The sequence below is a fragment of the Paraburkholderia sp. BR10882 genome, from assembly GCF_040948855.1.
In the GTDB taxonomy this organism is placed as follows: Bacteria; Pseudomonadota; Gammaproteobacteria; order Burkholderiales; family Burkholderiaceae; genus Paraburkholderia; species Paraburkholderia nodosa_A.
In genome coordinates this window covers 477523-498109 of record NZ_JBFPKP010000004.1, presented here as the reverse complement: position 1 = coordinate 498109, position 20587 = coordinate 477523, and the positions used below count along the sequence as shown (strand labels likewise).

17 protein-coding genes are annotated in these 20587 nt (G+C 64.6%); 1 reads left to right on the top strand and 16 read right to left on the bottom strand.

The window, feature by feature from the left end; translation table 11 throughout:
• Positions 1 to 24: 24 nt before the first annotated feature.
• From tssK to AB3X99_RS14525, 12 genes are all read right to left on the bottom strand, one after another.
• Complete coding sequence (gene tssK, locus AB3X99_RS14580; RefSeq protein WP_368617307.1) at positions 25 to 1347, bottom strand: type VI secretion system baseplate subunit TssK; 1323 nt, start codon at positions 1345 to 1347, stop codon at positions 25 to 27.
• An 8-nt stretch (positions 1348 to 1355) separates the two neighbouring features.
• Positions 1356 to 2717, bottom strand: a complete 1362-nt coding sequence (tagH, locus tag AB3X99_RS14575) for a type VI secretion system-associated FHA domain protein TagH (RefSeq protein WP_368617306.1) — start codon at positions 2715 to 2717, stop codon at positions 1356 to 1358.
• A complete protein-coding gene (locus tag AB3X99_RS14570; protein ID WP_368617305.1) occupies positions 2714 to 4699 on the bottom strand; it encodes a type VI secretion system Vgr family protein in 1986 nt (661 codons plus the stop codon). The genes tagH and AB3X99_RS14570 overlap by 4 nt, the downstream gene beginning before the upstream one ends.
• Entirely contained in the window at positions 4686 to 7289 is a 2604-nt protein-coding gene (tssH, locus tag AB3X99_RS14565; RefSeq protein ID WP_368617304.1) for a type VI secretion system ATPase TssH, read from the bottom strand. Before tssH ends, AB3X99_RS14570 begins: the two co-directional genes overlap by 14 nt.
• 4 nt (positions 7290 to 7293) lie before the next feature.
• Positions 7294 to 8310 carry a type VI secretion system baseplate subunit TssG gene (gene tssG / locus AB3X99_RS14560; protein WP_368617303.1) on the bottom strand — a complete coding sequence of 339 codons (1017 nt, stop codon included), beginning with the start codon at positions 8308 to 8310 and terminating at the stop codon, positions 7294 to 7296.
• On the bottom strand, positions 8295 to 10145 hold the full coding sequence (gene tssF, locus AB3X99_RS14555; protein WP_368617302.1) for a type VI secretion system baseplate subunit TssF: 1851 nt from the start codon (positions 10143 to 10145) through the stop codon (positions 8295 to 8297). Before tssF ends, tssG begins: the two co-directional genes overlap by 16 nt.
• Complete coding sequence (gene tssE / locus AB3X99_RS14550; protein ID WP_069268865.1) at positions 10142 to 10651, bottom strand: type VI secretion system baseplate subunit TssE; 510 nt, start codon at positions 10649 to 10651, stop codon at positions 10142 to 10144. Before tssE ends, tssF begins: the two co-directional genes overlap by 4 nt.
• A 6-nt stretch (positions 10652 to 10657) precedes the next feature.
• Positions 10658 to 11149 carry a type VI secretion system tube protein Hcp gene (locus tag AB3X99_RS14545; RefSeq protein WP_069268864.1) on the bottom strand — a complete coding sequence of 164 codons (492 nt, stop codon included), beginning with the start codon at positions 11147 to 11149 and terminating at the stop codon, positions 10658 to 10660.
• Positions 11150 to 11199: 50 nt separating this feature from the next.
• Positions 11200 to 12714, bottom strand: coding sequence for a type VI secretion system contractile sheath large subunit (tssC, locus tag AB3X99_RS14540; protein WP_368617301.1), 1515 nt, complete (start codon positions 12712 to 12714; stop codon positions 11200 to 11202).
• A gap of 10 nt (positions 12715 to 12724) precedes the next feature.
• A complete protein-coding gene (gene tssB, locus AB3X99_RS14535) occupies positions 12725 to 13240 on the bottom strand; it encodes a type VI secretion system contractile sheath small subunit (RefSeq protein WP_368606368.1) in 516 nt (171 codons plus the stop codon).
• A 43-nt stretch (positions 13241 to 13283) separates the two neighbouring features.
• Positions 13284 to 14327: a type VI secretion system protein TssA gene (gene tssA, locus AB3X99_RS14530; protein WP_368617300.1), complete on the bottom strand. Its 1044-nt coding sequence runs from the start codon at positions 14325 to 14327 to the stop codon at positions 13284 to 13286.
• An 81-nt stretch (positions 14328 to 14408) separates the two neighbouring features.
• On the bottom strand, positions 14409 to 14912 hold the full coding sequence (locus AB3X99_RS14525; protein ID WP_368617299.1) for a DUF3455 domain-containing protein: 504 nt from the start codon (positions 14910 to 14912) through the stop codon (positions 14409 to 14411).
• 184 nt (positions 14913 to 15096) lie between these two features.
• On the opposite strand from AB3X99_RS14525, the gene AB3X99_RS14520 reads away from it, so the two are divergent.
• Positions 15097 to 15783 carry a hypothetical protein gene (locus tag AB3X99_RS14520; protein ID WP_368617298.1) on the top strand — a complete coding sequence of 229 codons (687 nt, stop codon included), beginning with the start codon at positions 15097 to 15099 and terminating at the stop codon, positions 15781 to 15783.
• Positions 15784 to 15813: 30 nt separating this feature from the next.
• Here AB3X99_RS14520 and AB3X99_RS14515 read toward each other — a convergent pair whose 3' ends face one another.
• From AB3X99_RS14515 to hpnJ, 4 genes are all read right to left on the bottom strand, one after another.
• Entirely contained in the window at positions 15814 to 16701 is an 888-nt protein-coding gene (locus tag AB3X99_RS14515) for a YopT-type cysteine protease domain-containing protein (protein ID WP_368617297.1), read from the bottom strand.
• A 77-nt stretch (positions 16702 to 16778) separates the two neighbouring features.
• Complete coding sequence (locus tag AB3X99_RS14510) at positions 16779 to 17789, bottom strand: lysylphosphatidylglycerol synthase domain-containing protein (protein ID WP_069268857.1); 1011 nt, start codon at positions 17787 to 17789, stop codon at positions 16779 to 16781.
• 59 nt (positions 17790 to 17848) lie between these two features.
• Positions 17849 to 19024: a bacteriohopanetetrol glucosamine biosynthesis glycosyltransferase HpnI gene (hpnI, locus tag AB3X99_RS14505; RefSeq protein ID WP_368606401.1), complete on the bottom strand. Its 1176-nt coding sequence runs from the start codon at positions 19022 to 19024 to the stop codon at positions 17849 to 17851.
• 89 nt (positions 19025 to 19113) lie between these two features.
• Positions 19114 to 20535: a hopanoid biosynthesis associated radical SAM protein HpnJ gene (gene hpnJ, locus AB3X99_RS14500; RefSeq protein WP_342945568.1), complete on the bottom strand. Its 1422-nt coding sequence runs from the start codon at positions 20533 to 20535 to the stop codon at positions 19114 to 19116.
• Between the last annotated feature and the right edge of the window lie 52 nt (positions 20536 to 20587).

Here is a 20587-nt window from a genome sequence, read left to right as displayed (position 1 = left end):
GAAAGAGGTCCTCCACGCATGACTTCAATGACGGATGGCCCAGAGTTCCATCGTGAGCCCGGGAAACTCGCCCGCCACGTGCAGCGCCATGCCCGCCGAAGCGGCAAGCGTTGCCCACGCTTCGTCGTGGTCGTCGAGTTCGAAATAGCTGTAGCCCGCGTGGAACGGCAACTGGCGCGGCGCGACCGCCAGCGCGCGCAACGCGATGCCAGGCAGCTGCAGGTTCACGAGATCGCGGATCTTTTCGATGCTGCCGATCTTCACCTGGCTTGTGAACGCGGAAATCAGCGTGCCGGCCGGCACCTGCGCCCGCACCGCGAGGACGAAGGTCGCGCCGGCAAAGAGCGTGCGGTCCGCAACGCGCGCCACCCGCAATCCATACTTGCGTTCTTCGAGCGCAATCGCCACGACCTGTGGATCGGCGACGCGCGACAGCGCCAGCCGCAGCGCATCGATCACGGGTTCGAAGGTCTCCTTCAGCCGGTCGTGCCGGTATGCTGCGAACGTCGGTGGCCGCCGCCCAGTCTGGCTGAACGTAGCAAGCTCGCCCGCCAGCGCGATGCACGACTGATAGAACGCTTCGGGATGCAAACCATCCATGGCATTGAAGTGAGTGACGAGCGGCTGCGCGCGATTGACGATCTGCAGCAGCAGGAAATCGGCGATTTCGGCCATACCCGCGCCGTCGGGCTGGGCGAGACGTCCGGCGAGCGCTTCGCCGCGCTGCTGAAGCAGGCCGCCCAGCTCGGTCGAGAAGCGCGCGAGGCGCCCCGCCACGCGATAGTCGAGGCACGGCGCGCAATAGTCGTCGTCGAGCACGACGCGGCCGTCGCTGCGGCGCTCGATCACGTGCGCCACGCCCGCGCATGCATGCGCGTTGGCAACCTCGGGCGCGAGCGCGAGGCGCAGGCGCAGCTTGCCGATCTGCAGCAACGTGCTGGGCGCGTCGGCGTCGTTGCTGTCGTGCACTTCGAAGTCCCCAGCGCCGTAACGCGCGAGGTCGTCGCCGCCCGATTCGGACGCGCCGGCGCGGCGAACCGGCAGCGCGAGCATGACGGTCACGTTCGCGGCGTTTTCCGGGATGTCGAGCGGCTCGGGCAGATCGTCGTCTGCGGGCAGGTTGAACGGCGTGCCGTCGGGCAACACGCCTGCCGCCGCGCGCAACGCCAGTTTGCCGAGCTTGAGCAGCGCCTCGTCGATCTCCAGCGTCGTAAAGCCCCAGCCATAGGCGCGCAGGCCTTCCACGCGGCCCGCGAGCAGCGCCTCGACGTGCCGGTCGTGCTGCTGGAGATGCTGCGGCTGAAGGAACATGCCCTCCGACCAGATGACTTTGTTGTTCCAGTACATGCTGTGACTCAATCCTTGGGAAATTGCAACGCGTCGAGCTGCGCCTGATAGGCCCGGCCGAACGGTTCGCCGAAGCGCTGCTGGAAATCGTCGCCCGCGTCGCGCGACACGTGCTCCCACGTCTTCACGAAGCGCAGCCACAGGCGCGCCCGGCGATTGCCGACGAGCGCCTCGAGGCCGGAGGGCGCGTCGAGCGAGCCCTCGATCGCGTCTGGGTCGAGGCGCGCCATGGCGTCGTCGAACGCGGCGCGCATGCCGGCGACGAGTGCGAGTTCGTGCGCCTGGATATCGCGGTACGCGGCGCGCAAGGCTTCGTCCGGCGCGAGATAGCCGCGACCGCGCGCGCCGAGCATTTGCGTCAAGGCGCGGTCTGCGTCGGGAAAGAATTTGAGCGGGTTGTTGTCGCGCGCCTCGATCATCGTCATCGCCATGCGGGCCTCGCGGCGCGCCATCGCGCGCGAGCGCAGCACGCTCATCGTGCCCTGCGTGGCTTCGCGCAACAGCGCGCCGGCGAGGCGCGCGACGTCCGGCGCGCTCAGGTGGGCGACATCGGTGGACGCGATGCCGAGACCCTCCAGCAGTGCGTCCAGCACTGCCGAATCGTCCGCGCGAGGGGCTGCGGGGCGGGTCTCCGGTGCCGCCGCGCGCGCCGCGTCCAACCGGTGCGCCGGTATGGCAGTCACGGCTTTTTCTGGCGAGACGTGCTCGAAACTGCGTGACGGCGCGGCCGGTTCGCGCTCCGCCGGCGCGGGGGCGTCGCGTAACGGGTCGGCGGAGCCCAGCACGTCCATTAGCGCCTGATTCGCTTCGCCGCCGAAATGGCCCGGTTCGCGCAGTAATGGCGTCGCGGCGAGCGGGTCGGGCGTGAACGGCGTTTCGTCGCGCACAGGCTGCGGCGCAGCGCAAGCGCGGGGCGCGTCCCAGTCGTCGGGGATGAGCGGCGCGCTCGGCGGCGCCTCGAACTCCGGCGTGCCCGGCAGGCTCGCTGCGGGTAGCCGCGCAGGCGGCGTGGCTTGCGTCATCAGCGTTTGATCGAATGGCGCCCGGCTTTCCTCGTCCTTTTCGATGGAAACCGCAAGCGTATAAGCGCCAATCCGGATCTGGTCGCCATCGGACAACACGGCCTCGTGCGCGCCGTTCAGCGCCTCGCCATTCAGCAGTGTCGGATTGCTTCCGGCATCGATTAGCACATAGATGCCGTCACGGCGCTCGATGCTCGCCTGCATGCGCGAAATACCGCGCTGCGCGTCGCTCAGCACCAGCGTGCTCTCCGGCGCGCGGCCAATCGTTGCGCGATCGTCGATCTCCATCGTGCGTGGCGCGGCGTGCTCACCGGCTTCGCCGCCCTCAACGGTCAGCGTCAATCTCACGGAGCCTCCTGATTGCGAATCTTGCTCGTGCCGTCGTCGGCGTCGCGGGGCGGCGTTGGCGGCGCGGGGGCCACGGAAAGCGACACCGGCGGCACGCCCGGGCCGAGCGGAATCGGGAAGCTCGACATCTCGATCGTTTCCGGACCGATGAGGATGTACGACGCCCCCGCACGCAGCGCGATGGTTGCGCTCGCCTCGATTTCCACCGCCGCGCCCGCCTTGATGTGCACGGCTGCGCCCGCGTCGAGCGAATACACCTCGCCCACGAACTGCTCGTGCGTCGTCATGCTGGCGGCCGAGACGGGGCCAACCACGCGCGACGTGCTGCTGCCCAGTACCGAATCGTTACGTGCGCCGCGCGTCTCGCGAAACTCCTCGCCGCCGATGCACAGATGCCGTTCGCCGGTGACGTTCATCAGCGCGTCGTGCTTGACCCACGTTTCGTGATCGCGCTCGGCGTGAAAGAACATTTGTTCGCCGCCCTTGCGGTCGTCGAGGCGGACTTCGTTGTAGCCATTGCCGCCCTTCGTCGACTGACTCTTGAGCGTGGACACCGCGCTTTGCGCGGGCAGGTCGTACGGCGGCATGTTGGTCGAGTTGTAGACCGCGCCGACGATCACTGGCCGGTCGGGATCGCCTTCGATGAAATCCACCAGCACCTCCTGGCCGATGCGCGGCAGGCACATCGCCCCCCAGCGCCGGTTCGCCCAGCCCTGCGCCACGCGCACCCAGCAGCGATCGAGCCGATCCGCGCCGCCTGCCTGCGAAAGCTGCTCCCAATGGAACTGCACTTTCACGCGCCCGTATTTGTCTGTGAGAATCTCTTCGCCCGGCGGGCCGATCACGACCGCCGTCTGCGGGCCCGCAGTGTGAGGAACGGGCGTGATGCGCGCAGAACGGAACGTGTTGTCGCTGCGAATCGCAGTGAAACGGCAATCGAACATCGGCTGTGTGGGGTCGCTCGTGGATACATAGGCATCCGATACGATTTCGGCCTGATTCTCGATCACGAGATACTGACGGTTCTGCGCGCCACCCGGATGATCGCGCAGCCGGAACAAGCCGCCCGCTGCGATGCCGCGTGAGGTGGCGCGCCCTTCCATCGCGTCGTTCTGCGTTTGATGGATCTCCACGTTGATGCGCGCGAGGCGCTCGCCGTCGCCCGCTTTCAGATGCCCGCTCAGATGTTCCTGCATCAAATAACGCGGCGGATCGTAGGGTGCGCTGCGTGTCGCGCGCGAAACGAGCCCTTCGCTGTTGCTCACCGAGGCCTTTTCGAAGTCGTAGTCGTTGACTTCGTAGCGCCCCGTTTCGAGCGTCGCGCCCGCATGCCAGCGGTAGACGCATTCTTCGTCGGGTTCCGGCGTGTCCCAGCCCTGAAACGGCACCGACTCATAGTGCGCGATGGGCCGATGCTCCGCGCCGGAATCGGCCAGCACGAGCGTATGCTTGCCGCCTGCGTGCTCGAAGAAGTAATGCATGCCTTCGCGCTCCATGAGGCGGCTCACGAAGTCGAAATCCGTTTCGCGGTATTGCACGCAATGGTCGAGCGCCGGGTAGCTCGCCGTACATGCGTTGCGAAAGTCGATGTCGCACGACTCCAGCACTTGCGCAACGATTTGCGGTGCCGTGCGCTGATGAAAGAAGCGCCGGTGCGAGGCGCGCGTGAGCAGCCACAGGCGCGGATGCACGACCGCCTCATAGCGCGCCATGCGGTTTTTCGTGGTGTCGCCGGGTGCGAGCAGACGCAGCGTCGTGACGATGCCGTTGAACTCGCGCGACCCGCCCGCTGGATAATCGAGCGTCACAGAAAGGTTCTGCCCGAGCACCGCGCCCGGGTCGATATCGTTGTGAAGGCTCAGGAACGCGATCTCGAAGCGGCTCAGACGTCCCAGCGCCTCGCTCGCCGACATGCGCAGAAACACTACGTCGTCGCCGAGCGCCGCACAGGTCATACGCACATGGCGACTAGTCGAAGGCATAGCTGAACTCCTCGTCCTCGACGCTCACATGCACACGCGCAAGCGTCTTTCCGTCCATCACGCGCGAAAGGAACGCCGTGCTGATGTGCGGCAGCACGCTGTTGGTGAGGATCGCGTCGATCATGCGGCCGCCGCTTTCCATGCGCGTGCAACGCTGTGCGATCTGCGTCACCACGGTCTCGTCATAGGTGAACGGCACGCCGTGCGTGAGCGTCACACGTTCGGCCACGCGGCCGAGTTGCAGCCGGATGATGGCGCTCAGCATCTCATTGGAGAGCGGGTAATACGGAATGGTCACCATGCGTCCGAGCAACGCGGCCGGGAAAGTCTCCAGCAATTGCGTGTGGAGCTCGCGTTCAATCACCTCCATCGGTGGGCTCGTTCGTGGATCGCGGCACAACTGCGCAATGCATTCGGTGCCCGCATTGGTCGTGAGCAGAATGAGCGTATTGCGGAAATCGATGGAACGGCCTTCGCTGTCGTCCATCCGGCCTTTGTCGAAGACCTGGAAAAACAGCTCGTGCACGTCGGGATGCGCCTTCTCCACTTCGTCGAGCAGCACGACGCTGTGCGGCCGCCGGCGCACCGCTTCGGTCAGCACGCCGCCTTCGCCGAAGCCCACGTAGCCCGGCGGCGCGCCCTTGAGCAGCGACACCGTGTGCGCTTCCTGATACTCGCTCATGTTGATGGCAATGAGGTTTTGCTCGCCGCCATAGAGTGCCTCGGCAAGCGCGAGCGCCGTCTCGGTCTTGCCCACGCCCGAGGTGCCCGCGAGCAGAAACACGCCAACCGGCTTATTCGGATCGTCGAGGCCTGCGCGCGAAGTCTGCACGCGCCGCGCGATCATTTGCGTGGCATGCTGCTGGCCGATGATGCGGCGGTCGAGCACCTCGTTCAGCCGCAATACATTGCCGATCTCGTTCTTCAGCATGTTGAGCACGGGCACGCCGGTCCAGTCCTGCACGACCGCGGCCACGGCATGACGGTCCACGCCCGGCAGCACGAGCGGCGCGTCGCCCTGATGCTCGGCGAGCTGCGCCTGGCGTTCGCGCAACGCGGCAAGATCGGCGTCCGGGGCGCCTTCCCGCAGCGCCTGGCGGCGCGCGAGGATGTCTTCGACCATCTCGCGCTCCACCTTCCAGCGCGCGTGCAGATCGGCAAGGCGCGCGGTCTCGGTTTGCAATGCCGCCGCCGCGGCTTCGCGACGTGTCGCCGTATCGACGCCGATCGCCGCCTCGCGCTCGATCACCTCCAGCTCCGTGTTGAGCGCATCGATGCGCCGTTGCGCGTCGTCGACGGCCGGCGGCGTGGCGTGCTGGCTCACCGCAACGCGTGCGCACGCGGTATCGAGCAGGCTCACCGACTTGTCCGGCAACTGCCGTGCGGGCAGATAGCGATGCGAGAGCTTCACCGCCGCCTCGATCGCCTCGTCGAGCACCTGCACGCCGTGATGCGTTTCCAGCGCGGCAGCGAGTCCCCGCATCATCGTCACGGCACGAGCCTCCTCGGGCTCGTGGACCTGCACGACCTGAAAGCGCCGCGTGAGCGCCGGATCTTTCTCGATGTGCCTGCGGTACTCCGACCACGTCGTTGCTGCGATGGTGCGCACACTCCCGCGTGCAAGCGCGGGCTTGAGCAGATTCGCCGCGTCGCCGGTGCCCGCCGCGCCGCCCGCGCCGATCAGCGTGTGCGCCTCGTCGATGAAGAGGATGATGGGATGGAACGCCGCTTGCACGGCTTCCAGCACCTGACGCAACCGCGCTTCGAATTCGCCTTTCACGCCCGCTCCGGCCTGCAGCAGTGCGACGTCGAGCGCCCGCAGGCTCACGTCGCGCAGCGCGGGCGGCACGTCGCCCGCCGCGATGCGCAGTGCGAGGCCTTCGACCACGGCCGTCTTGCCCACGCCCGCCTCGCCGGTGAGGATCGGATTGTTCTGCCTGCGCCGCATGAGGATGTCGACGACCTGGCGAATCTCCGCATCGCGGCCCACCACGGGATCGAGCCGGCCTTCACGCGCCTGGACCGTGAGATCGACGGTGAAGCGCTGCAAGGCGTCGTCGGTGCGATGCGGCGTGTCGGGCTCCTGCGTCACGACAGGCGCCTGCGTCGATGCTTCCGGCGAACCGTCGAGCACATCGGCGAAGTTGGCAACGAGGTCATCCAGCTTCACGCGATCGAACTCGCGCGAAATACCGCGCAATGCGTTGCGCAGCACGGGCGTCTGCAACACGCCGACGAGCACATGCGCGCTGCGCACCTTCTGCGCGTCGAAGAGCAGCGAAGCATAGACCCAGCCGCGCTCCACGGCCTCTTCCAGCTGCGATGAAATATCGCTGACCGAGGCCGCCCCGCGCGGCAGTCGGTCGAGCGCATCGGTCAGATCGCGCGCGAGCGCCGCGGGTTCGATGCGGGCGTGCCCGATGACGCGGTGCAGATCCGAATCGGGCAACTGCAGCATCTGATGCAGCCAGTGCGCAAGCTCGACATACGCATTGCCGCGCAATCGGCAGAACGTGGTCGCACTCTCCATCGCGCCGAAGCTGAGCGTATCGAGTTTGCCGAACATGACGGCGCGGCTGATGTCTGCCATTGCACTAGTCCTTTGCATGAGATGGGATCAACGGACGAAGCTCGAGTTGCGTCGCGTCGGCCGTGGCGGCGCGCGCGTGCAGCCAGGTCGTGTAGCCGAGGCGCTGCTTGCGCCCCAATGCGAGACGCGGCACCTCTGCGCGCCGCAATTGCAGGTTCACGTCCCATTCGAATGGGTCGCGCAGGTATAGACGCACCCAGTCGGCGAGCCGCGCGAGGCTCGTACCGCCCGGCAGGAAGCGCTCGTAATCGCTCAGCGAAAGCGGTCCGAGCACGACGCGGAACTTGTGCTGCCGATCGAACACGCGGCCCCCAAGCATCGTGCCGACACCCATGAGGGCGTTTTCATCGCGCGCGCCGAGGTGCGTCAGCGCAGCTGCGGGCAGCTTCATCCAGTGCCCCACGTTCTGCACGACTTCCACTGGCAAGCCAAAAAAGCGCGACAGCACGATCCGCAAACCCGCTGCGTGGCGCGTGGGCCCCGCGAGCAGCCCCGCGAAATGCAGCTTGGCGAAATCGGGGACGCTGTCGCGGTTGCGCAGCGCCGCTTCGTTGAGCCCGAACACGGTGCCCACGTATGCGGAGAATCGATCGTTGTCGTCGCGATCGAGACTGACCACCGGCTGCGCCGTGGCCCACGCGCGATAGAACAACGAGGCCATGCGGTGATGAAACACGTCGAGAAAGCGCGCGAAAGTCGGATCGCCCGCGTTACGCGCGCAATGACGCACGTATTCGGTCAGATGCGTGGGCATCGGGCCATTCGGGCCGAGCAGACCGAAGAAGTTCACGGCGAGCTTCGGCGCGGCGTCCTGCTTGCTGGCGAAATGGCGTAACGCAGTCGGAAAGAAGATCAATTCGGGTTCCTGACCGAATCGCACTGCGTCGTCACGCGGGCGCAGCGAAGCGCCCACGCGCGGCAACCCGCTATGCGCACATTCCACCAGCCGCACGGCCTGAAAGAAGTCGAAGCGGTTCGCCTCGGCAGAGAAGCGCTCGAATAGCATCACAGCGTCCGGCATTGCCCGCTCCCCGGCGCCCAGCGCATGATTTCACCGCGTGTGGTCGAAGACACGCAGGTTTCCGTAAACGAATTCATCGACACGTATTGCTCGAAGAAGCGCGCGAGCACCGCGCCGAACAGAAACGCGCTCGCACCTTCGAAACCGCTCTCGTCGAGCAGCACATCGAGCGCGAGGCCGCGGCCGAACACGATCGGCCCGCGCGACGGCAAGCGGCGCGTGACTGCGCGCGAGCCGATGGAGCGCAGACCTTCGATCTGCCGCGCGGCCGCGCCGTCGCCTTCGGGCGCGTAGAGCGCGAGCAAGTCGCGCATGGCGCGCGCGCCGCTCCCGTCCGCGTCGTCCACGAGCGACGCATAGTTGAGCGACAGGTGACTCAAGAGACGCCACGCCACCGGCCCTTGCGCATAGGACGGCAATGGGCGGCTCGGCCCGGCGACACAGCGCACGCCCGCTACCGGCGCTTCCAGCTCCAGGGTGAAGTCGGTTTCGCCGCGCCCGAGCGGCAACGTCAGCGTGAGGTCGCGGTTGGTGCACAGCACGCTCACGCCGAGTTGATGCAGATCGCCGGGATACGGCGCTTCGTGCGTATCCACCAGGGCGATCCAGGTTTCGCTGCCCGAATACGACGAACGCGTGCCGCGCTCCTGCTCGCGGGCGGATGGCAGACGTTTCTCGCGCCGCACCTGATAAAACGCCGTGTCGGGTTCGCCTGCGCCCAGATCGCGCATTCGGTAGAACGGCTGAAATTCGATCGGCGCACCGCCGCCCGAGCGATGGCCCGTCACGCTTTGCACGCGATAGACCTCGAAGTCGCGCGGACGCGTGCGGTCCGCCACCACATGATGTTCGAACTGCTCACCCGTCACCGCGATGCGATCGGCGCGGCGCGCAAAGAGATTGATGGCGGGCGTGCAATGCAGCGCGAAGTTTTCGTGGTCGACCCGTTGTTCGAGTGTGGTATCGCCCTTCGAAAGCAGTACCACAAGCTCGATTTCGTCGCTTTCGCAACGAGCGAAATGCGAGCGCAATCCATCGATGCCGATGAACATGAAGCGCTGGGAAAATGCGAAATACTCTTGCAGCAGCCGATAGCCGGGAAACGATTGATCGCTCACGGGCAGCAGGGCTTCTTCGTCGGAGAAGCCGAGCGGGCGCAGCGACGAAGGCGACAGCACGCCACCGGATGTCGCGATGCCAAGCGTCGAGCCGACCAGCAGTTCATAAAGTTTCGCCGCCGCGCCGTCGCTGCCGCGCAGGTAGATGGGCAGATGATCGATCGTCAGATCGCCGATGGTGCGCTCGCCGAGCGCGCGCAACTTGAGGCGCAAGCCTGCCTTCACGCCGCGCGGCACGGCGGCGACGCCGGGCAGCGCGCCGGTGTGAGTGAAAAGCCGCGCCTCCACCAGTTCGAGCGGAGACAAAGTCAGCGCGTGCGCCGTGCGGAACTCGCAGCGCGTCGCACGTTCGCCGTCGAACCGACCCTGCAGGGCCGTACCGCGTGGCACGGCAACGCCGTCCGCCAGTGCGGGGTGAGTCTTGTCGGGCTGCAGTTGCACGACCGTCATCGCGGGCGTCGGCGCGAGATAGTGCGGATACACCAGTTCGGCGAGATGCTGCGTGAAGCGCGGAAACTCTGCATCGATTTTCATCTGCACGCGCGCGGCCAGAAAGCCGAACCCTTCGAGCAAACGTTCCACATAGGGATCGGCGCAGTCGAAACCTTCGAGGCCCAGCCGTCCCGCGATCTTCGGAAACGCCTTGGCGAACTCGCCACCCATCTCGCGAACGTGCTGCAATTCGCGGCTGTAGTACTGGAGGAAGTCGGGGTTCATCTGGGCGTCACCTCTTCGTACACGTTTGCCTTGCCGGCTTCCAGATCGAGTTCCGTGCGCAAATAAAGCCGCTCGGGTACAGGGTGCGCATGGAGATCGCCTTCGACGATGAACGCCAGCGCGTTGTGTGCGATATCCACCCCACCGGACTCAATGGCGCGCACGCGCAGGGTGCCGCGCACGATGCGCGGCTCGAATGCGCCGATCGCCTCGGCAATCAGTCGTTCGATCCGACTCAGTTCCACGTCCGACGCGCTCTTGCCCGCCAGCTCCGCGAACCCGAAGTTGAGCACCGAGTCGGCCACGCACGGATAGCGCGCGATCTCCTGGGCCGACGCGATGCCCCGCGCATTGAGGAGCCAACCGATATCGCGCATGACGCTCAGGCGCTGCGCGCGCGCCGAGCTGGCGCGATGCTCGCGGACTTCGCTCGTGGCTTCGGGCGCGTGGTCGGTCAGCCGCTCCAGCAGCGAGGGCTGCACACGCTCCGCGTTTCTCGTGCGCATGTCCGCTTACGCCGTTGCGCTGGCCGGAATGTTCCACTTGCACTCGACTACGCCGCCGAGCGCCGAGCCAGTGGTCGGATCCTGCTGCTGGTAGGTCACGTGGAATTTCTCGAAGTTGAGCGTCACCGTTTCGGTGAAGCGGTCTTCGCCGTCCGATCCGCCTGTCGCGTAGTTCGTGACGAGCACTTTTTCCAGATCGATCGTGTAGTACTCCAACGGTTTGGTGCCGCCCGCCTTGCGCACGGTGAGTTTTCCGGTGGGGAAGTGCTTGCCCGTCACGCAGGCGGTCATGATGGCCGGCGTGGCGTGGTCCGTGTACTTGGTGATCGAGAGATCGTGCACATCGACCTTGCCGCCGCCACCGCCCGTGCCGAGGTGCATCGTGCCGGACTGGTCCATGCTCCAGCTCCACGAGAGCACGTCGATTTCGTCCTTGTGAGTCTGATCCAGCGACTCGCCCGTGACCGTGCCAAGTTTCAGAAAAATATCGACTGCCATTTGGATTCCTTATTGATCAGGTTCGTACAGGTTTGAAAAACCGCCGCGGCTCAAGCCGCTTTGGTCGACGGCAGCCGGGAAACGAGCCGCAACGAGACGGTCAGGCCTTCGAGCTGATAATGCGGACGCAGGTAGAACTTCGACGTGTAGTAGCCCGGATTGCCCTCCACTTCCTCGACCACGACTTCCGCGGCCGCGAGCGGCCGGCGCGACTTGGTCTCTTCCGACGAGTTGGCCGGGTCGCCGTCCACATACTGAAGAATCCAGTCCTGCAACCAGCGCTGCATGTCGTCCTTCTCCTTGAAGCTGCCGAGCTTGTCGCGCGCAATGCACTTGAGGTAGTGCGCGAAACGGCTGCAGGCGAACAGATAAGGCAGGCGCGCGGCGAGGTTGGCGTTCGCCGTGGCGTCCGGGTCTTCGTATTCGATCGGCTTGTTGAGCGACTGCGCGCCGATGAATGCCGCAATATCCGAATTCTTCTTGTGGACGAGCGGCATGAAACCGTTCTTCGCCAGTTCGGCTTCGCGGCGGTCGCTGATGGCGATTTCCGTCGGGCACTTCATGTCGACGCCGCCGTCGTCGGTCGGAAACGCGTGGACCGGCAGATCCTCCACCACCCCGCCCGACTCGATGCCGCGAATGCGCGAGCACCATCCCCACGTCTTGAACGAGCGATTGATGTTCACGGCCATCGCGTAGGCCGCATTGGCCCACGCGTATTTCGACGCGTCCGCGCCCGCGGTGTCTTCCTCGAAATCGAATTCGTCCACGGGGCTCGTTTTCGCGCCATAGGGCGTGCGCGCGAGAAAGCGCGGCATGGCGAGGCCGATATAGCGCGAGTCTTCGGAATCGCGCAGCGAGCGCCATGCGGCGTGCTCGGGCGTCTGGAAGATCTTCGTGAGATCGCGCGGATTCGCCAGCTCCTGCCACGAGTCCATCAGCATGACGGCGGGGTCCGCGCCCGCAATGAACGGCGCGTGCGCGGCAGCGGAAATCTTGCCCATCTGCGTGAGGAAATCGACGTCGGGGCCGCTGTTGTCGAAGTAGTAATCGGCCACCAATGCGCCGTAAGGCTCACCGCCGAACTGGCCGTATTCTTCCTCGTAAAGCCGCTTGAAGAGCGGGCTCTGGTCCCACGCCACGCCCTTATACTTGCGCAGCGACCGGTGCAGGTCGGCCTTCGAAATGTTCATCACGCGCAGTTTGAGGCTCTCGTCGCTCTCGGTGTTGGTGACGAGGTAGTGGAGCCCCCGCCACGCGCTTTCGAGCTGCTGGAACGGCGCTGCATGCAGGATGACGTTGATCTGCGCGCTCAGCTTTTCGTCGATGCGCGCGATCAGCGCTTCGATGGTCGCGAGCGCATCGTCGGACACGCGGTGCGTGTCGAGCAGCGCCTGCTCCGCGAGCGTGCGCACGGCGCTTTCCACCGCTTCGCGCGCTTTCTCCGTGCGCGGGCGGAACGCCTTCTGCAAGAGCTGTTGAAACTCGCCGGATGGGCTCGCCGCGTCGGCTTCCTGCCTTTCCGGCTGCGCGAACGCGGTTGGATCGAGTTGAGTGTCTGCCATCTTGGGTCCTTTATTCGGAGTCGGGCTCGCCCTGGGGGTTCGGCGCGGCGGCAAGCGCATTCATCAGCGCAGGGTCTTCGAGCAAGCGGGCGACGAGCTTTTCCGCGTCGGTCTTGCCGTCCATATAGGTCAGCAGGTTCTGCAACTGGCTGCGCGTTTCGAGCAGCCTCGCGAGCGGCTCGACGTTGCGCGCGATCGCGGCGGGCTCGAAGTCGTCCATGCTCGCGAAAGTCATGTCCACGCCGATCTTGCCCTCGCCGGTCAACGTGTTGTCGACCTGCATCGCCACACGCGGCTTCATGGAGCGCAGCCGTTCGTCGAAGTTGTCGATGTCGATCTCCAGAAACTTACGTTCCGCAACGGACGGCAGCGCTTCCTGCGGCTGCCCCGAGAGATCGGACAGCACGCCCATCACGAAAGGCAAGTTGACCTTCCTTTCCGAGCCGTACACTTCCACGTCGTACTCGATCTGCACGCGCGGCGCCCGATTGCGCGCAATGAACTTCTGACTGCTCTCCTTGGCCATTTGACCGTTCTCCTGGTTGAACTGCGTTGCAGTGCGGCTTAGATCATTCCGCCGGCATTTCGACGGCAGCGGTACCGATCACCTGGGTAAGTTGCGCGAGTCCTTCCGGCGCGAGGTCCTTCAAAAGATCGACAAAGGACTTCTCGACGAGGCCGCGCGCCCTTTCGAGCAGCAACGGCACCGGGCTCGCAGGTTCGTGTTGCGCGTACCAGGCGCAGATCCGCTGCAGCGTGGCGGCCACGTCGGCGCGGCTGCCTATCGTGCTGGATGATGCGGTGCCGGTGGCGGCTGCTGGCGACGCGACACCGGGCTCGTCCGCTTGATGCATTTGCGCCTCGCCCGGGTGCACGCCCGTCGCGAGCAGCGACGATGCGCGCTCCAGCAACGCCTTCAACGAAGCAAAATCGAGCGATTGGGTAGCGCCTACGCGTTCGGCAAGCGTCGCTTCGATTGCGCGGACGCTGGCGTACGCGGCATCGAACGCCCTCTTCGCGCTGCGCGCGGCATCGGGCGACACGGCGATCGACGCTTCGATTGCCGTGAGGCTCATCATCGTGTGCCCTTCTGGCGCGACGGCTTCGCCATTCGCATACGACCACTCGCGCAGCGTGACCGGAGAACGGCCTTGCAGCAGCGGGCTATCCATGAGACCGGCGAGCACGCCGCCGGCCGCCGTCCACGCGGCAAGCGCGTTGATGCGGGCCGTCGCGTCGTCGCCGTCGCTGGCGTCGAGTTGCGGGTGCACGTGCTCCCAATGGCGCTCCAGCAGCGCGGCGGTCAAGACGAGGCCGTCCGCGAGACCGGTAATGCCCTCGCGAACCCAGCGCGCTCGCGCTAGATGCATCACCACGCGAAGGTCTCGCGTGCGGGCCATCAATGCGGTGCCAAGCGCATCGGCGGCTTCCCAGTCGGGCGCAACGGCGGCCACGAGCGTGTCTCCGTACTCGGCTTCGGGACGTCCGCTGACCGCTTCCTCGAGTTCGCGAAATTGCGCGTCATATTCGAGGTCCGGGCCGCACGGCTGCGCTTGCGTGAGAGGTTCGAGCCACTCGGTCCAGTCCTGATGCGTGATGAATTCGATGATCATGGCGCTTTGACTGTTTTAAATTCGCATTCCGAATTAATTGCGGTGTCTCTTTCCAGAGAGACCGTTCTATGATCTGTCTTTTTACTTATAAAAGATGTAAGTCGCGATATAGGGCGAGCTACCCGTCTCGTGCTCGACTGTGCACGGCGCGGCCGGCTTCACACCGCCCACCGTCCTGACCCGCTGCACGTAGCGCACGGCTGCGAGCATGCCCGGTGATCCGGCGGAGTGCGCCTCGAGCAGCAGTTGCGGCACGCTGCCGGGCGTCCCGCTGGGTTCCTGCGCGACGACCTTTCCCTCGATGCGGCTGCCATCGTGCGCCTGCCACGACGGGCCGGCCGAATGCTCGATCACCTCGGCGCCGTGCGCGTCGTAGAGCGTGGCGCGCGGCTGCCGGAACACCCAGTCGAGCGTGTGATCCGCACCGTACTCGCAGGCGTAGATCTGCACCCCCGCTGCGGTCGTTTTCAGGAACGGCTGTACGCCCGGCACATCGATCGATTCGGCTTGCGCGGAAGCCCCACTCATCATCGAAATCAGCCCAGCCCCAATCGCAATATGCTTCCCGCGTGAGAGGTGATTCATGGAGAAGCTCCTTTAGCCCAGCGGGTCGATCCAGTTCGATCCGCTCTTCCACAACAGCCCGGCGAGGAGAACTATTCCATTTGTTTTTTGCAGCCTGTCGCCGTGCATGAGAGGGAATATCTGGAAACGTTCAGCTGTTATGGCTGCATCCCGAATTGCACAAAGGTGAGCCATGAAAGCCCGCATGACGATCTCCAATCTTGCTGTGCCCGTCGAACGGATCAAACCCATTGGCGGACGCTCTTCCACTGCCACCGCCGGTCATCAATTCGACCTGACGTTTCGCGCTGAGGTCAAGGCGCCCATGCTCGGCAAGCTCATGGCCGATGACATCGAATGCCCCCAACTGGAGTGGAACGAGTGCATCGAATGGTTCAGGTTCGACACCGTGATGCAGCAATGGGAGTTCGAAGGCAAAGTCGAGAGAAACATGTATGCGCACAATCGGGAGTCGAATACCTTCAGGAACTGGCACAAGTCGCGCTATACGATCGCGACCGATGTGACCAATCATCCGCCCGCTGCGCTCATGGCCATGAAGCGCGAGGAGGATGCAAAGAAGTGGATCGCGCGCAATGGCTTCAGCTGGAATCTCCACATACGGGATGTTCCCCAAATGGGCGTCCTTGGCGGGTCGGGCGGCGGGGGTGGCTTGAGCCTCGTCACCGGGGATACGCGTCGCCGCGTCATCTATTTCGATCTGGGCTTCAAGGGGCAGCGGGAGCGCGCACGGCTAGTACAGATCCTGGAGACAAAGCAGGGTCGGCTCACGATTCATCACCTGATTCGCGGCGACATCGAGAAGAAGACCGTGGATGAACTCTCGAATCTCGAGCGTTGGCGCTTTCAGTTGCGCACGAGTCACGGTTAATGCCCTTCGGGCTCCGCGTTCTTTCAGGCGTTAGCCTTCCGTGGGAGCAGTGCCGGCTTTCTTGGGGGTGGTGCGGGTAAAAACTGAATACCAGCGGTGTTCATCTTTCGTCTTCCAGTTTTTCGGAGTGGGCACGCCCTTATCGTCTTTGTCCTTCGTGTAGACATCGAGCCACGCCTGCACGAATCCCAGAAGGTGTTTCTCGTACGGACGAGATATCTCGTACACGCCGGCGTTCGGGTCGAAAAAATAGAGCGTGCCTCCCCGGCTCTTGTAAAACGCAACGGCGTGCCCGGGACCACCGGCCTCTTGCTTCAAATCGAGCACGATTGCATTGCCCTTGGGCAACTGCTCCGCGGCTCCGGCAATCGTGGCGTCGTCCAAGCGCTCGGCTACGAAACTCTCCTGGGGGCGGCTTGTGCCAACATTCTGCGCGACATGCTTTACCTTGCGCGTTTTTTCTTCTGGCGTATATCCGCCCGGATCGAGCTCGAGTTCAGCGACCAACCGGTCAGTGGTCTTGTAGCGGTTGTAAGTTTCCTGATTCTTCGCGCCCTCCAGCATGGTCGCTTCGTTGCGCGCCGCGCTCTTTCTGCCGCGTGGTTGCCCGGGTTCCTTGCCGATGAGTTTCCCCAGCGTGGAATCCGTGGGCGGGGAGATGCCGTTGCGAATGCGCGAAAGGGGATTGAGTGGATTTGAAAAATGCTTGACGGCCGAATTGCGCAGGGGACCATCAGGACGAAGCAGCCCGTTCGAGGTCGACAACTTCTCCTTGACCCAATTCAACACGACGCCCATGCACGCCCCGCCATCCATATCTGTCCCGTAGGTCTGCCTGACCTGACGATATGAATCGGCCTGAACGAATTTGTATTCGCGGTGAGCGTGCTTGTTCAGCGCGCTGAAATCCCTTGCCATGTCGAGTCCTTTCGGGCGATTGCCGACAATAGAGCAATGTGAAGCGACCTGTCTTCAATAACAGGTCACTTCCGGGATTATTCCGTGCGGGCGCGCGTGGCGGTACCTTCTGTGCGGCGTCGTGACGGCCAGCCATACTCGGCCGCCTGCCAGGCAAGCAGGCCTGGCAAATAGAACATCAGATCGCGCACGCGTCTTGCGCCCGCGAGCGCAAGGCATGTCGGCGCATCGAACCCCAGCAGTCCGCCAATCACGACGAAGCCGCCCTCCTGCACACCAAGGCCGGCCGGCACCAGAAACGCGATGCTGCTCAGCATCTGGATCAGGGCCTCGATCACGAACGCCTGCACGAAGGTCGCGTCGGTGCCGAGCACGCGCAACGCGATCCAGATTTCGAGCGCGTAACCGAGGCATTGCAGCGTCTGCCAGACGAGCACGTAGCGTACGATCACGCCGGTCTGCCGCCAGATCAGCTTGAGAGATAAATCGACGCGCGCGGACTTGCCCACGAGATCGACGACCTTGCCGCTCGTCACGCGGTTGAGCGTGCGTGCCGCGCGCTCGAACGGCCGAGCGTGCTGCACGAGTGCGAACAGCACCAGCAGCGGGATGAAGCCCGCGAGGCCCCATGCGAGCCGCCCCACGATCCGCGCGGTGTCGGAAGAGGAATGTTCGAGCAGGTAGCCGGCTGCGAGCAACGCAAAGAGCACCTGGCTGATCAGCGTGAGTTGCATGTCGGCGATGAGGCTCGCCACCGCCGTGGCCGGCCGTACGCCCGCACGGCCAAGCAGCCGGAACGAGACGAGTTCCCCGCCCACGCGCGCCACCGGCAGCAAGCCGTTGATCGATTCGCGGATCCACACGAGTTTGAGCATCGTCGCGAACGACGGCCGCTGCGCCGCGCGAATCAGGCTGCGCCAGTCCCATGCATTCGCGCACATCGGCATGATATGCACGGCCGCCGCCAGCACGAGGCCCATGCCCGCCCCGCGCAACAGTTGCAGCACCGCTGCGGGATGCTCGCGCCATACGAGCCACACGGCGATCGCAAGACCGACCAGGGCGGCGATACGTCCCATGTGCTTCATCTGCGGGTGCTCTCTAGTGGATGCTCCCGTCTCATTGTGCCCCCCATCTACTGTGACGCTCAGGTCTCGTGGACTGGCGAAAGCATGCCATTCCTGTCGACGCGAAAGCGCGTGCCGCGCCAAACGACGCCAGACGAACAAAAGCTCGCGACATAGATCGCGAACTGGACCATTTCCCAAAGGGGTAAGCATAACAGTCCGCTGGACTTGTCGCCGGTCGCGCGATCGGTCCGCCAGATCAGCCACGCGCGCGCGCACAGCGCCACGGCAGCCAATATCCACGCGGGCGCCGCGCCGCCGGACAAGGCCACGGCAAGCATGGCGAGCGCGAACGGATGCATCAGCACGGCGCCCAGATGCCCCGAGCGGTCCGCCGCGCGAACAGTGCGGCTCCAGCGCAATTCGTGCGCAAAGAGCTTGGCGAACGTATTCTCCACACACGCGTGCCGCACGAGAATGGGCGGGATGGACACTTCCGCACCGGCGCGGCGCACGGCTTCACCGATCGCGTGGTCTTCGGCGAGGTGATGCGCGAATTGCGCCAGACCGCCAATGCGGTCGAGCATTTCACGCGTCATGGCGATGGACTGGCCAAAGCACGGCCGCGCGCGCCCGATGGCGAGCCCCGTGACGACGCCGGGCAAGAAATGATAGTTGGTCAAGGCCGACGCGACGCGCGGCCAGAATCCGGGCGCGCACAGGCCCCGATAAACCGCGCTCACGAGGCCGACGCCCGGTTGCTGCAGCGCCCCGACCACCTGGCGCAGATAGTTCTTGTCGACGAGCACGTCGCTATCGGCGAAGCACAGCACGTCGTGCTCGGCCTGTTCGAGCATGTTCACGAGATTCGCGATTTTGCGGTTGGGACCGTATAGGCGCGAATCGGCGACGACCGTGATGTGCGCATCGGGATAACGTGTGCGTAGCCGCTCGATCGCATTGAGCGCTTCGTCACGCGCGTCGTGAACACCGAACAGATACTGGACTTCTCCAGGATAGTCCTGCTCGAAAAAGCTGGCGAGGTGCTCCTCGAGGTGCCATTCGTCGCCGTGCAGCGGCTTGGCGAGCGTGATGGCCGGGAAGTGCTGCGGCGTCGCCACCTCGCGCGCGAAGAAACGACCGACCAGCGCGCTCGCCGTGCAGGTATAGATAATGCCGACCACGGCGCAAAGACCGCTTAGGACCGCGAGCGATTCGAAGAGCAGGTGCGAAAAGCCAGGCAATTCGGCACGCATGACTTCGATTGCAGCAGAAGCGACCGCAAGCACCGTCACGGCCATCGCAACGATGGCGCCGGTTCGCCCCGTCGCATGCGAGCGGTCCATCATGCCTCGTGTGCGCGCAGGAAGCGGAAGAACTCCACGCCTTCGCGCAGACGCCGCTTCATCATGTCCCAGCTCGTGAGCATCTCGCGCACGATCTCCCAGATCTTCGACGGCCGGAAATAGAACTGGCGATAGAACTGTTCGAGGTGGTGATAGATCTCGTCGCGCGACAGATGTGAATAGCCGATCGCCGCCAGTTGCACGCCTTCCTTGCTCACCAGGTTGATGGTCTTGTTCTCTTCCATCCAGCCGTTTTCCACGGCCTGCTTGTACAGCGTCGTGCCCGGATAGGGCGCCGCCAGCGACACCTGAATCGTATGCGGATTGATTTCCTTCGCGTACTCGATCGTCTTCTTGATCGTGTCCTGCGTCTCGCCCGGCAGCCCCAGAATGAAGGTGCCGTGCACCTTGATGCCGAGCGTCTTGCAGTCGGCGCTGAAGCGGCGCGCGAAGTCCGTGCGCACGCCCTTCTTGATGTTCACGAGAATCTGGTCATCGCCCGATTCGAAGCCCACGAGCAACAGACGCAGGCCGTTTTCCTTCATGATCTTGAGCGTCTTGTACGGCACGTTCGCCTTCGCGTTGCACGACCACGTCATGCCGAGCTTGCCCAGACCGATGGCGATCGCTTCGGCGCGCGGCAGGTCGTCGGTGAAGGTGTCGTCGTCGAACATGAGCTCCTTGACTTCCGGCATGTTCTCGCGGATCCACTTCGCTTCCTCGAGCACGTTCTCGACCGAGCGCGTGCGGTAGACGTGGCCGCTCACGGTCTGCGGCCACAGGCAGAACGTGCAGCGCGACTTGCAGCCCCGGCCCGTGTAGATCGACACGTACGGGTAGTTCAGGTAGCCGATGAAGTAATTCTCGATCTTCAGGTCGCGCTTGTAGATCGGCGCGACGAACGGCAGCGAGTCCATGTCTTCCAGCACCGGACGCCCCGGGTTGTGCTCGATCGAGCCGTCCTTCGCGCGCCACGAAATGCCCTTGACCTCGGCCAGCGGCATGCCTTCGGCGATTTCCTTGCAGGTGAAGTCGAATTCCTCGCGGCAGACGAAATCGATCGCCTCGCTCGCCGTGAGCGAATTGTGCGGATCGACCTGCACCTTCGCGCCCACCAGACCGATGACGATCGACGGCTTGCGCTTCTTGAGGTCTTCGCAGAAGAGCGCGTCGGTCGGGAACGACGGCGTGCTCGTGTGGATGATGACGAGGTCGTATGCGGCTGCAATCTTCAGCGTTTCTTCCACGCCCAGACCGTCGGCCGGTGCGTCGAGCACGCGGCTGTCGGGCACGAGGGCCGCGGGCTGCGCGAGCCAGGTGGGATACCAGAACGAGCGGATCTCGCGCTTTGCCTGGTAGCGCGAGCCCGCGCCACCGTCGAAGCCGTCATACGACGGGGCCTGCAGAAACAGCGTTTTCATATTCCTTGATTGTCCGCGCAGTATGGTGAAACCCGGTTAGCCATCTTCGATC